12 protein-coding genes are annotated in these 14,892 nt (G+C 72.2%); 6 read left to right on the top strand and 6 right to left on the bottom strand.

The window, feature by feature from the left end:
- Positions 1–26 precede the first annotated feature (26 nt).
- The 5 genes from ACFVGW_RS04195 to ACFVGW_RS04175 all read left to right on the top strand — a co-directional run bounded on the left by ACFVGW_RS04195 (position 27) and on the right by ACFVGW_RS04175 (position 4,776).
- A complete protein-coding gene (locus ACFVGW_RS04195; protein ID WP_385850699.1) occupies positions 27–2,528 on the top strand; it encodes a nitrate- and nitrite sensing domain-containing protein in 2,502 nt (833 codons plus the stop codon).
- Positions 2,525–2,959, top strand: a complete 435-nt coding sequence (locus ACFVGW_RS04190; protein WP_385850698.1) for a roadblock/LC7 domain-containing protein — start codon at positions 2,525–2,527, stop codon at positions 2,957–2,959. Before ACFVGW_RS04195 ends, ACFVGW_RS04190 begins: the two co-directional genes overlap by 4 nt.
- Positions 2,952–3,329 (top strand): DUF742 domain-containing protein, encoded by a 378-nt coding sequence (locus ACFVGW_RS04185; RefSeq protein WP_385850697.1) that lies wholly within the window; start codon positions 2,952–2,954, stop codon positions 3,327–3,329. The genes ACFVGW_RS04190 and ACFVGW_RS04185 overlap by 8 nt, the downstream gene beginning before the upstream one ends.
- The gene (locus tag ACFVGW_RS04180) at positions 3,310–3,873 is read left to right on the top strand and encodes an ATP/GTP-binding protein (RefSeq protein ID WP_385850696.1); all 564 of its coding nucleotides are present in this window, start codon (positions 3,310–3,312) and stop codon (positions 3,871–3,873) included. The genes ACFVGW_RS04185 and ACFVGW_RS04180 overlap by 20 nt, the downstream gene beginning before the upstream one ends.
- Before the next feature lie 105 nt (positions 3,874–3,978).
- Positions 3,979–4,776, top strand: coding sequence for a helix-turn-helix domain-containing protein (locus ACFVGW_RS04175; protein ID WP_385850695.1), 798 nt, complete (start codon positions 3,979–3,981; stop codon positions 4,774–4,776).
- Between the two features lie 10 nt (positions 4,777–4,786).
- Here the strand turns inward: ACFVGW_RS04175 and ACFVGW_RS04170 are convergent, their stop codons facing one another.
- Together ACFVGW_RS04170 and ACFVGW_RS04165 are read right to left on the bottom strand one after the other, a co-directional pair.
- Positions 4,787–6,058 (bottom strand): alpha-L-fucosidase, encoded by a 1,272-nt coding sequence (locus ACFVGW_RS04170; RefSeq protein WP_385850694.1) that lies wholly within the window; start codon positions 6,056–6,058, stop codon positions 4,787–4,789.
- Between the two features lie 217 nt (positions 6,059–6,275).
- Positions 6,276–6,860, bottom strand: coding sequence for a VanZ family protein (locus tag ACFVGW_RS04165; protein ID WP_385850693.1), 585 nt, complete (start codon positions 6,858–6,860; stop codon positions 6,276–6,278).
- Between the two features lie 113 nt (positions 6,861–6,973).
- Between ACFVGW_RS04165 and ACFVGW_RS04160 the strand changes: the two genes are divergently transcribed.
- Positions 6,974–7,663, top strand: coding sequence for a DUF4230 domain-containing protein (locus ACFVGW_RS04160; protein WP_385850692.1), 690 nt, complete (start codon positions 6,974–6,976; stop codon positions 7,661–7,663).
- Positions 7,664–7,781: 118 nt separating this feature from the next.
- On the opposite strand, the gene ACFVGW_RS04155 is transcribed toward ACFVGW_RS04160, so the two are convergent.
- The 4 genes from ACFVGW_RS04155 to ACFVGW_RS04140 form a co-directional block, all read right to left on the bottom strand.
- Entirely contained in the window at positions 7,782–8,135 is a 354-nt protein-coding gene (locus tag ACFVGW_RS04155) for a UBP-type zinc finger domain-containing protein (protein WP_385850691.1), read from the bottom strand.
- The gene (locus tag ACFVGW_RS04150) at positions 8,132–9,583 is read right to left on the bottom strand and encodes an ATP-binding protein (protein ID WP_385850690.1); all 1,452 of its coding nucleotides are present in this window, start codon (positions 9,581–9,583) and stop codon (positions 8,132–8,134) included. Before ACFVGW_RS04150 ends, ACFVGW_RS04155 begins: the two co-directional genes overlap by 4 nt.
- Positions 9,580–11,256: an FAD-dependent oxidoreductase gene (locus tag ACFVGW_RS04145; RefSeq protein ID WP_385850689.1), complete on the bottom strand. Its 1,677-nt coding sequence runs from the start codon at positions 11,254–11,256 to the stop codon at positions 9,580–9,582. Before ACFVGW_RS04145 ends, ACFVGW_RS04150 begins: the two co-directional genes overlap by 4 nt.
- Before the next feature lie 216 nt (positions 11,257–11,472).
- Positions 11,473–14,847 carry a pyruvate carboxylase gene (locus ACFVGW_RS04140; protein ID WP_385850688.1) on the bottom strand — a complete coding sequence of 1,125 codons (3,375 nt, stop codon included), beginning with the start codon at positions 14,845–14,847 and terminating at the stop codon, positions 11,473–11,475.
- Positions 14,848–14,892 lie beyond the last annotated feature (45 nt).

Genomic DNA, 14,892 nt, shown 5'->3' with positions numbered 1-14,892 from the left:
CCGCCCCTGACTGTTTCGAGGAACCGATGAGCGCACTGCTGGTGCCACGCTCGATCCGGGCGAAGACCGTCTGCCTCCTGATGGTCCCCGCCGTGTCCCTGATGGCGCTGTGGGCGTTCGCGACCGTCACCACGGCACGCAACGTCTCGGAACTGAACGGCTTCAAGGAGGCCAACACCACGCTGCTGAAGCCGGTGGACTCCGTCGTCACCGCCGTACAGGCGGAACGCGCGGGAGCCCTGCGCCGGTTCGCCGTTCCCGGCGCGGATGGCGCGGATGGCGCGGATGGCGCGGAGCGCGCGGAGTCCCAGGAGGGCCGCGAGAAGGACACCGACACCGCCGTCACCGCACTGCGCCGGGGTGCCCAGGAGAGCACCCTGGATGTTCAGGGCATCGACGGTGACTTCGCGGGGCGCGTCGACCGCCTCGTCGCGGACCTCGACGGTCTGGGCGCGCTGCGCGAGCAGGCGCGGCGTCCGGGAGGCGGCTGGAAGCCGGTCTACGACGCCTACGGACGCGTGATCGAGCGCGCGCTCGCGCTCCAGGGATCCCTCGCCGCGTTGCACGACCCCGAGCACGCCTCCGCGGCGCGGGTCGTCCTCGAACTCGCCTGGGCCCGGGAGATGATCGCCCGCGAGGACTCCCTGATGGGCGCGGTGCAGACGTCGGGCGGGGTGGACCCCGCGCAGTACCAGGAATTCGTGGGCTCGGCCCACACGGGACGAAGGCTCCTCGCGACGGCCGTGGACGACCTGCCGCCGGTGGACGCCGCCGCGTACCGGACCGTCCTCACCGGAACCGAGATGACCGTCCTGCGGACCGTCGAGGACAGCCTTCTGGCCGCGGGCAGCGCGTCGCAGGCGAGGGCCGCGACCGAGGCCGCCCGTTGGCAGGAGCCTGCCGGAACCGTCCTCCAGCAGCTGGGCGCCGCACAGACGAGGGCGAGCACCGCCGCCGCCGACCGTGCCGATCCCCTCTCGTTCGCCGTGCTCGGCGGCTCCGGGATCGCCGTCGCGCTCGGACTGGTCGGCGTACTGCTCTCGCTCCTCATCTCGGTGCGGATCGGCCGGGGCCTGGTCGGCGAACTCACGGACCTCCGCGACTCCGCCCTCACCCTCGCCGAACGCGAGCTTCCCGAGACCATCCGGCGCCTGCACGCCGGCGACAGTGTCGACCTCGACGCCGTGGCCCCGCTGCGCGCCCGCCGCGACGACGAGATCGGGCAGGTCGGCGCGGCGCTCGCCGCCGTCCACCGTTCCGCGGTTGAGTCGGCCGCGGAACGGGCCCAGGTCCTCCACGGGATCTCGGGCGTCTACGTGAACCTCGCCCGCCGCAGCCAGGCCCTGCTGCACCGTCAGCTCACGCTGCTGGACACCATGGAACGCCGCAACGAGGATCCGGTGGAGCTGGAGGACCTCTTCCGGCTGGATCACCTGACGACCCGTATGCGCCGGCACGCCGAGAGCCTGATCATCCTCGCCGGTGCCGCTCCGGGCCGCGGCTGGCGGCGTCCCGTCGGCCTGATGGACGTGGTCAGGGCCGCTGTCGCCGAGGTCGAGGACTTCGGCCGGGTGGAGGTCCACGACATTCCCCGCGTACGGCTGCACGGAGCGGCGGTCGCCGACCTCACGCACCTCGTCGCCGAACTCGTCGAGAACGCCACCGCCTTCTCGCCGCCCCAGACCAAGGTCGAGGTACGGGGCCAGCGGGTGGGATCAGGAGTCGTGCTGGAGATCGAGGACCGGGGTCTCGGCATGAGTGCCGAGGGGTTCGACGAGGCGAACAGCCGGATCGAGGACACGGGCCGTGTCGACCTGCTCGACAGCGGACAGCTCGGCCTCTTCGTGGTGAACCGCCTCGCGCACCGGCTCGACGCGCGCGTGGGGCTGCGGCCCTCCGTGTACGGCGGTGTCGTCGCCGTGGTCCTGCTGCCGACGGCCCTCCTCAGCGAGGAGGCCCGTGAGCCGGGCCGGGACGAGCCGGCCACGGAAACCGCCGGCGGCCTTCCGCACCGTCGTCCGCCGGGGCGGCACGCCGCCCGCCCGAAGGCCGCCCACGAGGCGCTGCCGACGGCGGAGAGGACGGCGGAGAGGACGGCGGAGAGGACAGCGGAGAAGACGGCGCCCCCGGCGCCCCGGCACCCGGTACCTCCTGTGCACCCCGTAACCCCCGCGCACCCCGTAACCCCTGTCCCCGCACCGCCCGTCTCCGTACCCCCAGTGCACCCCACAGCACCTCCGCACCTCGCAGCACCTCCGCACCCCGTGGGACCTCCGCCGGCCCCACGGGTGTCGCCCGGCGACAAGACCCCCCTGCCGCGCCGCGCACGCCGCCGGGACCTGGAGGGACAGAGCATCGGGGAGACGTACGAACCGCCGAGTGATCCCGGTCCCCGCCGCTCGCCGGAACAGGCACGCGCCACCATGGCGTCGTTCCGCGCCGGCTGGGCCCGGGGGACCGTGGACCGCCCGTCGCCGCCGCGACCGGCGGGCGAGGACAAGCCAGAACGTGAAGGAGAGAGCCGATGAACGGCAACGGCAATCTGTACCGGTCAGGTGACCTCGGCTGGCTCCTGGAGGAACTGGTCGCCCACGTGCCGGAGATCAGGCACGTGATCGTGCTCTCCGGCGACGGGCTGCCGGTCGGCACGTCGGCCCGGCTGACCCGGGACGACGCCGAGCGGTTCGCCGCGATCGCCTCCGGGTTCCACAGCCTCGCCAAGGGGACCGGGCGTCACTTCGGCGCCGGCGGTGTCATCCAGACCCTGGTCGAGCTGGAGGACGGCTTCCTGTTCGTCGTCTCCGCGGGCGAGGGATCCTGTCTCGCGGTGTTCAGCGAGGCGAGCGCCGATGTGGGCCTCGTGGCCTACGAGATGGCCCGGCTGGTGAAGCGTGTCGGCGCCCATCTCGGTACCCCGGCGCGCGGTGCGGAGCCCGCCGTGTCACGCGTCGATGAGTGACGACGACGACCGCTGGTACGACGACGAGGCCGGCCCGCTGGTGCGCCTCTACGCGATGACCTCGGGCCGCGCGCGGCCCGCCGGCGGCGAGCGGTTCGACCTGATGAGCCTCGTCCACGGGTGCCTGGCGCCGGAGCGCTCCCCACTGCTCTCACCGGAGGAGGCGCAGCTCCACCGGCTCTGCACGGCACGGCCGCACCCCGTGGCCGACCTGGCCTCCGACTCCGGGCTGCCGCTCGCCGTCGTACGGGTGCTCCTCGGGAACCTGCTGCAGGCCGGTCTCATCCGCGTCACCCCGCCCGTCCCTCCCGCTCAACTCCCCGACCCGCGCATCCTCAAGAGAGTGATCGATGGACTCCGAGCCCTCTGACGTCCCCTTCGTCGCCCTGAAGATCCTCGTGGCCGGCGGATTCGGGGTCGGCAAGACCACCCTGATCGGATCGGTCAGCGAGATCCGGCCCCTGAACACCGAGGAGATCCTGACCGAGGCCGGCCGTCCGCTGGACAGCCTGGACGGCGTCGCGGAGAAGCGCACGACGACCGTGGCCCTGGACTTCGGACGCATCACGTTCTCCGACGACCTGGCCCTCTACCTCTTCGGCACGCCCGGACAGAACCGCTTCTGGTTCCTGTGGGACGAACTCGCGCGAGGTGCGCTGGGCGCGGTGGTCCTCGCCGACACCCGCCGCCTGGTGGACTCGTTCCCCGCCATCGACTACTTCGAGCGCCGCCGTCTCCCCTTCGTCGTCGCGGTGAACTGCTTCGACGGCGCCCGGGACTACAGCGCCCAGGAGGTCGCGGACGCGCTCGACCTCGACCCGGGGACCCCGGTGGTCCTCTGCGACGCGCGTGAGCGGGAGTCGGGCAAAGAAGTGCTCGTATCCCTGGTCGAGCTGGCGGGCCGGGGGGCCTGACGACGGCCCCGCCGTGTCAGGGACGCGGCAGGGCCCCACGAGCGTGCGGGGCGGCCGGAGTCGGCGCCGGCCGCCCCGCACTTCCTTCGCTGGTAGATTTCCGACGTGACGGAGGGTGTCCGGGTGCGACAGGGGCGGTCCTGCGCGGTACGGCTGGACGAGCCGCCGCGGGTGTTCAGCCTCGGCATCGGAGTCCATGGCACGACGAGCCCGGTCGATGTGTTCCGGCTGCCGGATCTGTGGCAGCTGCACCTCTACCGGTACACCGCCGAACTCGTCGTCGACGGCGTGCTCCACGTCATCCGTCCCGGGTACGTCAGCCTGGTGCCGCCGGGAGCGGAAGTGCGCTACCGCTACCGCGGGCGGTCCGAGCATCTGTACGCGCACCTGAGCCTCCCCGGTACGGGGGAGACGGTCACCCTGCCCGTCGTCCAGGACGCCGGTGCGCGGACCCCGGCGCTCTCGGAACTTCTGCTGCGGGCCATCGCGGTGGCCCCGCGCGCTCCGCGCAGGGCGGACGCCGAGGTCTGGACGGCCCTTTGGGAGCTCGCCGGACTTGCCGAGCCGACAGGACGCGAGAGCGGGCCGCACGCCTCGCTCGCCGCCGCTGTCGCGTACATCGAGTCGCATCTCGCGGAGCGGCTCCTCGTCCCCGACGTGGCGCGGGCCGCGGGGGTCTCGCACAACCATCTGCTGCGCCTCTTCCGCGCCGAGACCGGCTCCACCGTCGTGGCGTACGTCCGGCGGCGGCGCATGGAGCGGGCACGGCATCTGCTCCGTGAGTCGACCCTGCCGATTCCCGCGGTGGCGGCGGCCGTCGGAATCGACGATCTGCAGGCGTTCAACAAGGCGTGCCGGCGCGAACTGGGCGTGTCCCCACGCGCGGTGCGCGCCGGCGGTTGACGCAGCGGAATCAGTCCCGGCCCGTACCCCGGTAGAGGCAGAGCTCACCGTCGAGTTCGACGGCGAGGACCGTCGCGGACTCGTCGACGTCCGCTCCTTCCGGGGCGTCGATCCAGAGCGCTCCCGGAACGTCGTGGAGTCCGCCGGTCACCCGATGGGCCAGCTCCGTGCCGGTGCCGAGCACGGTCACCCGCTCCACCTTGTTGTGCAGGCCGCGCAGCGAGACCGACTCGCGCGGGGTGTCGAAGCAGACCAGATAGAGCGTGCGGCGGTCGGCGGAGAGCGTGCTGGGGCCGTAGTGGTGTCCGGCCGGCAGCCCTGCCACCGTCCCGTACACCGCCCGTTCGTGCCGCGCGATCCAGGCCCCGAGGCCCTCCAGCCGTTCGGCCTGCTCCGCCGGGATCGTGCCGTCCTCCCGGGGGCCGACGGCCAGCAGCAGGTTGCCTCCCATACCGATGGTCTCCGTGAAGTGGCGCACCAGCCGGCGGACCGACTTCTGGTTCCGGTCCTGGGGCTGATAGCCCCAGGAGTCGTTCATCGTCAGACAGAGCTCCCACGGCCCGTCCGGCGGCAGGAGCGGCACGCCCTGCTCGGGGGTGGCGTAGTCGCCGTGGCCGAGCACGCGGGAGTTCAGGACCGTCTCGGGGTTCCCGGCGAGGATCCGCTCGGCGAGCCAAGCCATGCCCCACTGCTCCTCGCTGCGCTCCCACTCGCCGTCGAACCAGAGCAGATCGGGGCGGAAACGGGAGACCAGCTCGCCCACCTGGGCATCCCGGTACGCGACGAAGCGCGCCCAGGCCTCCGGGTCCTCGACCCCGTCCTTCGGGGTGACGAGCGGGTGGGTGGCCACGTCCTCGTTCGGTGGCTCGGGGTGCACCACGCTCGCGTAGTCGGGGTGGTTCCAGTCCGAATGCGAGTAGTACAGGCCGACCTTGATGCCCTTCTCGCGCAGGGCCTCGGCGTACCCGGCCACGAGATCGCGTCCGGCGGGCGTGTGCCGCACGACGTTCAGATCGCCGTGGTCGGTGTCCCACAGCGCCACGCCGTCGTGGTGCCGCGCGGTCAGGACGGCGTACCGCGCCCCGGCGCGGGCGAAGAGCTCCGCCCAGGCCTTCGGTTCGTACGCGGACGCGGTGAAGCCGTCCAGCTGCCGCATGTACCGCTCGTGGGTGACCTGCCCGGTGTAGAACGACCAGGACTCGGGCACGCCGTCGACCGCGTAGATGCCGTAGTGCAGGAAGATGCCCAACTTGGCATCGTGGAACCAGGGTTGCATGGGCATGGGATCAGTCCTCGGTGAAGGCTCGAGCGAGTGGGGGCGGGGGCATCCCCGCTCCGCCCACGCTAGGCCGGTCCGGCGGCCGCGCGCGTGGGCCGCGCTCACCCTCACTGGTCCGTTTTCACCACGCTGCCGGCGTGCTCAGGCCGGGAGCCGGGACCGCGTCCACTCCTCGACCCCGCTCCGGAGTACGGCCTGTGAGCGAACCGGAGGTGACGCGTCAGCCGGCGGGGTCCTCCGCGCGCCTCGGTGACCACCAGTGGCGGCGGGTACGGGGATGGACCGCGCGTCCCAGACGGCGACCGACGAGCAGGTAACCGAGAAGCGCGCCGGCGGTGTTGAGGAGGACGTCGTCGACGTCGAAGGCCCGGCCCGTGATGAGCGCGCCCTGGACCAGTTCGACCAGCAGCATCGTCCCGACCGCGAGCAGGCACACGCGCAGCGGACCGCGGGTCCTGCGGGAGAGCAGCGGGAGAAGGATGCCGAACGGCACGCCGAGCGCCAGGTTGCCGCCGAGCTGCTTGACCGTGTCCACGAAGCCCGGCTGCTGGAGGTACGCGCGGATCGAACTGCCCGGCGTCAGATTGCTGTGGGTGAGGGGTACGGATGCCGGGGACGCGTTCAGCGTGAGCCGGGCCAGGACGATCGCGAACGCGACCATCCCCGCCAGGGCCACCAGCGCCACCAGCCCCCGGACCACCCGGCCGGGTCCGCGCCGCCGCGGTTCCTCCTCCGGTGGCGTCGCCCGGGCGTCGCGCTTCTCCTTCGCCGCCCTGTCGACCCGCACGGCTCTCCACGCCTTCATGTCCGTCCCCTCCTCGCAGAGCCTTCTTCGGCTGAACCCGGTTACCCGGGACCCGGCCGCGCAATCCGGGGGCCGTTCGGAATGACGGCGCGTGCGGAGGGCACCAGACTTCTATGCGAGACGACACAGAGACCGGACCCTCGCGCATGCCGTCGCCACGTGGACGTGAACGTGGCCCCCGAAGGTGGCCCGCCGTCGCCGCCGTACTCCTCGCCCTGGCCCTGGCCTTCGTCCTGCTGGCGAGGTTCGTCCAACTTCCGGGCCTGGGAGACCTGTTCGGAACCGAGACCGACGACCGCTCGGGACCGGCCGTGCTGAAGTCGATCCAGGACATGAACCGTCACGAAGGCGCACTCGGCACCTACCAGGTCGTGGTGGACCTAGAGAAGGACGCCCGGTTCCTGCCGGACGCGATCCGGGGCACCCGCACCCTGTACGTGGCGTACGGCAGCGTCAGCTCGTACGTCGATCTCTCCCACCTGCGCTCCGACGCCGTCACCGTGGACGCGGAACGTACGACCGCCACCCTGCGCCTGCCCCACGCACGGCTCGGCGACCCCGCCCTCGACCCCGACCGGTCCTACACCGTCTCGAAGCAGCGAGGGCTCCTCGACCGGCTGGGCGACCTCTTCTCCGACAACCCCGCCGGCGAGACCGCCGTCCACCGTCTCGCCGCCCAACACATCGGTGAGGCCGCCCGGGAGAGCGACCTCACGAGCCGGGCCGAGCGCAACACCACCGCCATGCTCCAGGGGCTGCTGGCCGCGCTCGGCTTCGAAAAGGTCACCGTCACCTACGCCTGAGGCCCGCGCACGGCGTCCGCGGAGGGCGGACCGTGCGGACGACCGCGAGCCGACGTCGGCGCACGGTCGGTGGGCCGGAACGGGCCCGTCCCCGGAGGGCTCCGCTTCAGGCAGGTCCTCAGCGGTGGAGCAGGTTCTGCCAGTCCCGGGGGACGCGGTCGGCGGGGCCGGGGGCCGGCTGGTCGGCCGGGTGACCGCCGGGAGGAGTCAGCGGGGGACCGGACGCGTACATCTCGTCGGTGGCGTAGTTCCAGTACCACTCCTCGCCCGGCTCGTAGCTCTGCACCAGAGGATGCCCGGTGGACTTCCAGTGGGCCGTGGCGTGCTGGGCCGGCGACGAGTCGCAGCAGGCGACGTGGCCGCACTGGGCGCAGCGCCGGAGGTGGAACCACCAGCCGTCCGACGCGTCGCAGTCCGAGCAGCCCGTGCCGCTGGGCGGGACGGTCGGGTCGATTCCGTCGATCTCGGTCATGTGGGCTCCTCGGCGGTCTCGGGGGTGGTCAGTGGCAGCAGTACCTGGAACCGGGTGTCGCCGGGGACGGATTCGACCTGGAGGCTGCCGTGGTGCTTGCTGACGACGATCCGCCAGGAGATGTCGAGACCGAGACCGGTGCCTTCTCCGACCGGCTTGGTGGTGAAGAAGGGGTCGAAGATCCGGCTGCGGATGTCCTCGGGGACACCCGGGCCGGTGTCACGGAACTCGACCAGCAGCCGGTCGCCCTCCCTGGCCGTGCGGACCGTCAGGGTGCCCTCGCCTCCGGCCGTTCCGATCGCGTGCACCGCGTTGTCGATCAGGTTCGTCCACACCTGGTTGAGCTCGGCCGGGTAGGCGGGGACGGCGGGCAGGGAGCGGTCGTACTCCTTGACCACCCGCACCCGCGGGCCGATCTTGGCGGACAGCATCAGCAGTGTGCTGTCGAGGAGTTCGTGGACGTCGACGTCGCGGTGCGGCGCGCGGTCGAGCTGCGCGTACTGCTTGGCCGCGTCCACCAGGTGGGAGATGCGGTTGGTGGAGTCGTCGATCTCGTCCATCAACAGCTCCGTCTCCACCGTGTAGTTGAGCCAGCCGACGGCCCCCGGCAGGATGTCATCGGCCACGGTCGCCGCGACCTGCTCCAGCCAGTCCGTGTCGAGCCCCGCCTGGACGAAGGTGGGTGCGATCCGCCAGCCCTCCGGGATGCCGTGGTCGTCGAGCCAGTCCGTCAGCTCGTCCTCCCGGTCCGACGCCTCCAGCGGGGTCAGCACCGGCGCCTTGGCGACGCGCTCGGCGGTCCGTTCCTGGATCTCGATGAGCGAGGCGAGGGCCTCGCGCGAGTAGGGACCCTGGGCGATCACCGCCAGCTTGTGCCGCATCTTGCCGACCCGCTCACGCAGGGTCGCGGTGGCCCGTACGGCGGCCGCCGCCGGGTTGTTGAGCTCATGGGTCAGTCCGGCGGACAGTGAGCCGAGCGCCAGCAGCCGTTCCCGCTGGCCGATCGCCCGCTGAGTGTTCTTCGAGCCGAAGAAGAGCCCCTCCAGCAGGTGCGCCGCCATCGGGAACCACTCCTGCATGATGTCCGCGAACGACTGCGCGGGCAGCACGAAGAACCGGGTGGGCTCGGTCACCCGCATGGTGTTGTTGTACGTCTGCGGGACCCGGTCGCCGAGGTACGCCTGCATGGCTCCCGCGTACACACCGCGCTGCGAGGTCCGGCTGACCTCCACGTCGTCGCCGCCCACCCTGCGGGAGAGCACCACCGTCCCCTCGACCATCACGTAGAAACAGGTGGCCGGGTCGCCCTCGACGTACACCGGACCGGGCTCGAACCGCTCCATCCGCCCCTCGACGCACAACCGGCCGAGCTGTTCCGCGGTGAGCTTCTCGAACAGGAACAGCGAGCCGATCTCGTGCGGATCACAGGGCACCGGCCGGTCGCTCATGACTGCTCCAGATAGCGGTGGACGAGCATCACGGCCATGGCGCCCTCTCCGACGGCGGACGCCACGCGCTTCGCCGACTGGGCGCGCGCGTCGCCCGCCACGAACACGCCGGGAACACTGGTCTCCAAGTGGTACGGCGGCCGGTCCAGTTCCCACTCGCCCGGCGGCCGTCCGTCCGGCGTGAGGTCCGGACCGGCCAGGATGAAGCCGTGCTCGTCGCGCAGCACCGTCCCGCCGAGCCAGTCGGTCAGCGGGGCCGCCCCGATGAAGACGAACATCCACTGGGCGTCGACCACCTCGGCGGCGCCGCTCACCGCGTCGCGAAGGGTCAGGCGCTCCAGATGGTCCTCGCCGTGCGCCTCCTCCACGACGGTCCGCGGCCGCACGGTGATGTTCGGCGCCTCCTCGATCTGCTGGATCAGGTAGTACGACATCGACGCCGCCAGGGACTCCCCGCGCACCAGCAGCGTCACCGACTTCGCGCCGCGCGCCAGGAACACGGCCGCCTGCCCGGCGGAGTTCGCGCCGCCGACGATGTACACGTCCTGTCCCTCGCACGAGGACGCCTCGGTGAGGGAGGAGCCGTAGTACACCCCGCGCCCGGTCAGGTCGTCGCAGCCCGGCGCCCGGAGCTGCCGGTAGGACACGCCGGTCGCCAGGATGACGCTGTGTGCGGCGACCTCGGAGCCGTCGGAGAACCGCACGACGCGCGCCGCACCGCCGACCTCGAGGCCCGTGACCTCGCGCGCCGTGAGGATCTCGGCGCCGAAGCGTGTCGCCTGACGGCGGGCGCGATCGGTGAGCTGCGCCCCGGAGACGCCGTCCGGGAAGCCCAGGTAGTTCTCGATGCGGGAGCTCTGCCCGGCCTGTCCACCGGTCGCCGACCGTTCGACGAGCACGGTCCGCAGCCCCTCGGACGCCCCGTAGACCGCGGCGCCGAGCCCGGCGGGACCGCCGCCGATGACGACGAGGTCGTAGAACTCGGCGGCCGGCGTGGTGGCGAGCCCCACATGGGCGGCCAGTTCCGGCGCGTCCGGCTCGATCAGAACCGATCCGTCCGGCGTGAGCACCAGCGGCAGCCGGTGTCCGTCCGTGCCGGCCGCTTCGAGCAGCCGCTGCCCCTCGGGCTCGTCGGACGCGTACCAGCGGTACGGCACCTGGTTGCGGGCCAGGAACTCGCGTACCCGCGAGGAGTGCGCCGACCAGCGGTGGCCGACCATCTTGGTCTCGGGCACCGGCCGGTAGTCGCTGGAGCGCCAGGCGGTGAGCAGATCGTCCAGGACCGGGTAGAGCTTCTCCTCCGGCGGGTCCCAGGGCTTGAGCAGATAGTGGTCGAGGTCGACGACGTTGATCGCGTCGATGGCCGCGTTGGTGTCGGCGTACGCGGTCAGGAGCACGCGGCGCGCCCCCGGGTACACGCCGAGGGCCTGTTCGAGGAACTCGATGCCGTTCATCTGCGGCATGCGGTAGTCGGCCAGGATCACGGCCACCAGGTCGCCGCGCAGCTTCAGCTCGCGCAGTGCGTCGAGGGCGGACTCGCCGGACTCGGCGCGCACGATCCGGTACCCGCCGCCGTAGCGTCGCCGCAGGTCACGGGCGATGGCGCGGGAGACTCCCGGATCGTCGTCCACCGTCAGGATGACGGTTCGGCTTGCGTCGCCGGCCTGTGCCATGCCTCTCCGCCCTGCGAGCTCCGGCCCGGCCGGCACGACGAGCTGCCCGCCGGCTCCCGTCCATCGTAAGTTCGATCGCCCGGCCCCGCTCCGGCTCGGGAAGCCCGGGGGAGCCCCCGTGACGGACGGCCCCTGGGAACGCACGACGGCCGGGGCACCCGCATCGGTGTCCCGGCCGCCTGCCGGCGGTGGCGCGCGGCGCCCCCGCCCGCCGCGTCAGCCGATCTCGACGAGCAGGTCGCCGCCCTCCACCTGCTGGATCCTGGTGATGGCCAGGCGGGACACCCGGCCCGTCCTCGTCGCGGTGATCGAAGCCTCCATCTTCATCGCCTCGATGGTGGCCACCGTCGCACCGGCCTCGACCTCGTCGCCCTCGGCGACCGCCAGCGTGACCACACCGGCGAACGGAGCGGCGACATGGCCGGGGTCGGACCTGTCGGCCTTCTCGGTCACCGGGAGATCGGCGGCCGCCGCCTTGTCGCGCACCTGGATCGGCCGCAGCTGGCCGTTCAGGGTGGACATGACGGTACGCATGCCGCGTTCGTCGGCCTCGCCGACGGCCTCGAGCTCGATGAGCAGCCGGACACCGGGGCCGAAGTCGACGGAGTACTCCTTGCCCGGGCGCAGCCCGTAGAAGAAGTCCTTGCTGTCGAGCACGCTGGTGTCGCCGTACGCCTGCCGGTGCGCCTCGTAGGCCTGCGTCGGCCCCGGGAACAGGAGCCGGTTCAGAGTCGCGCGCCGGTCCTTGGCGAGGCCGGTGCGGTCCTCCGCGGTCAGCTCCCGCATCGGCTTGGGCCCGGCGCGGCCCTCCAGCGCCTTGCTGCGGAACGGCTCCGGCCAGCCGCCGGGAGGTGTGCCCAGTTCGCCGTGGAGGAAGCCGACGACCGAGTCGGGGATGTCGAAGCGGTTCGGCGCGGCCTCGAAGTCCTCGGGTGCCACCCCGGCGCCCACGAGATGGAGCGCGAGGTCACCCACCACCTTCGACGACGGGGTGACCTTCACCAGCCGGCCCAGCATCCGGTCCGCGGCGGCGTACGTCGACTCGACGTCCTCGAAACGGTCGCCGAGGCCGAGAGCGACCGCCTGGGTACGCAGGTTGGAGAGCTGGCCGCCCGGGATCTCGTGGTGGTACACGCGACCGGTCGGCGAGTCGAGACCCGCCTCGAAGGGGGCGTAGACCTTGCGCACGCTCTCCCAGTACGGCTCCAGGTCGCCGACCGCCTGGAGGTCGAGGCCGGTGGGCCGGGCGGAGTGGTCGGTCGCGGCGACGATCGCCGACAGCGACGGCTGAGAGGTCGTACCGGCCATGGAGGCCACCGCCCCGTCCACCGCGTCCGCCCCCGCCTGGATTGCTGCCAGGTACGTGGCGAGCTGGCCGCCCGCCGTGTCGTGGGTGTGGAGGTGCACCGGCAGGTCGAACTCCCTGCGCAGCGCCGAGACCAGCGTGGCCGCGGCGGGGGCGCGCAGCAGGCCGGCCATGTCCTTGACCGCCAGCACGTGGGCACCCGCGGCGACGATCTTCTCGGCCAGCCGCAGGTAGTAGTCCAGCGTGTACAGCCGCTCCGCCGGGTCGGAAAGGTCGGAGGTGTAGCAGAGCGCGACCTCGGCCACCGCGGTCCCGGTCTCCCGTACGGCCTCGATGGCGGGGCGCATCTGGTCGACGTCGTTGAGCGCGTCGAAGATACGGAAGATGTCGATGCCGGTGGCCGCGGCCTCCTGCACGAAGGCGTCGGTCACCTCCGTCGGGTACGGGGTGTACCCCACGGTGTTGCGGCCGCGCAGGAGCATCTGCAGGCAGATGTTCGGCACGGCCTCGCGCAGGGCCGCGAGGCGCTCCCACGGGTCCTCGGCGAGGAAGCGCAGCGCGACGTCGTAGGTGGCGCCGCCCCAGCACTCCAGCGACAGCAGCTCCGGCAGGTTGTGCGCCACCGCGGGGGCGACGGCCAGGAGGTCCTTGGTGCGGACCCGGGTGGCGAGGAGCGACTGGTGGGCGTCGCGGAAGGTGGTGTCGGTGACGCCGATGGTCGGCGACTCGCGCAGGCTCCGGGCGAAGCCCTCCGGGCCGAGCGCGAGGAGCCTCTGCCGGGAACCGGCGGCCGGCTCGCCGGCGCGCAGCGCGGGCAGCTTGCTCGCGGGCGAGATCAGCTCGGGCCGGGGGCCGTGCGGCTTGTTCACGGTGACGTCGGCGAGGTAGGTGAGCAGCTTCGTGCCGCGGTCGGCCGAGTGGCGGGAGGTGAGCAGGTGCGGGCGCTGCTCGATGAAGGCCGTCGTGACGTGTCCGGCCTGGAAGTCCGCGTCGTCGAGCACGGCCTGCAGGAACGGGATGTTCGTGGACACGCCGCGGATCCGGAACTCGGCCACCGCGCGCCGGGCCCGGTCGACGGCGGTACGGAAGTCCCGTCCCCGGCAGGTCAGCTTGACCAGCATCGAGTCGAAGTGGGCGCTGACCTCCGTACCGGCGTGGGTGGTGCCGCCGTCGAGCCGGATGCCGGAGCCTCCCGGAGAGCGGTAGGCGCTGATCATGCCGGTGTCCGGGCGGAAACCGTTCGCGGGGTCCTCGGTGGTGATCCGGCACTGCAGCGCGGCGCCGCGCAGGACGACGGACTCCTGGGTCAGGCCGAGGTCGGCGAGGGTCTCGCCGGAGGCGATGCGCAACTGCGACTGCACGAGGTCGATGTCGGTGACCTCCTCGGTCACCGTGTGCTCGACCTGGATGCGCGGATTCATCTCGATGAAGACGTGGTTGCCGTCGCGGTCGAGGAGGAACTCCACGGTGCCCGCGTTGCGGTAGCCGATCCGGCGGGCGAACCTCACCGCGTCGTCACAGATGCGCCGGCGTACCTCCGGGTCGAGGTTCGGGGCGGGCGCGAGCTCGATCACCTTCTGGTGGCGCCGCTGCACCGAGCAGTCGCGCTCGAAGAGATGGATGACGTTGCCCTCGCCGTCGGCGAGGATCTGCACCTCGATGTGGCGCGGGTCGACGACGGCCTTCTCCAGGAAGACGGTCGCGTCGCCGAAGGCGGACTCGGCCTCGCGGGCCGCCGCCTCGATGGACTCGCGGAGCGTGGCCGGGTCCTCGACCCGCCGCATGCCGCGACCGCCGCCGCCGGCGACGGCCTTGACGAACACGGGGAAGCCGATGCCCTCGGCGGCCGCCACCAGTTCGTCCACGTCGGTGGAGGGCGCCGAGGAGCCGAGGACGGGGACGCCCGCCTCCCGGGCGGCGGCCACGGCACGCGCCTTGTTCCCGGTCAGCTCCAGGGTCTGCACGCTCGGACCCACGAACGTGATGCCCGCCTCCTCGCAGGCGCGGGCCAGATCCGGGTTCTCGGACAGGAATCCGTACCCCGGGTAGACGGCGTCGGCACCGGCTTTGCGGGCCGCCCGGATGATCTCCTCCACGGAGAGGTAGGCGCGCACCGGATGTCCGGGCTCACCGATCTCGTATGCCTCGTCCGCCTTCAGCCGGTGCAGAGAGTTGCGGTCCTCGTGGGGGAAGACGGCCACCGTGCGCGCACCCAATTCGTAGCCGGCGCGGAACGCGCGAATCGCGATCTCCCCGCGGTTGGCCACCAGTACCTTGCGGAACATCCTGATCCCTTCACCCTGCCGGTGATGAGCACAACGGATCGCCGT

This window comes from Streptomyces sp. NPDC127129, assembly GCF_042671585.1.
Classification (GTDB): domain Bacteria; phylum Actinomycetota; class Actinomycetes; order Streptomycetales; family Streptomycetaceae; genus Streptomyces.
The sequence above is the reverse complement of the archived record's forward strand: the minus strand, read 5'-3'. Positions and strand labels throughout refer to the sequence as shown.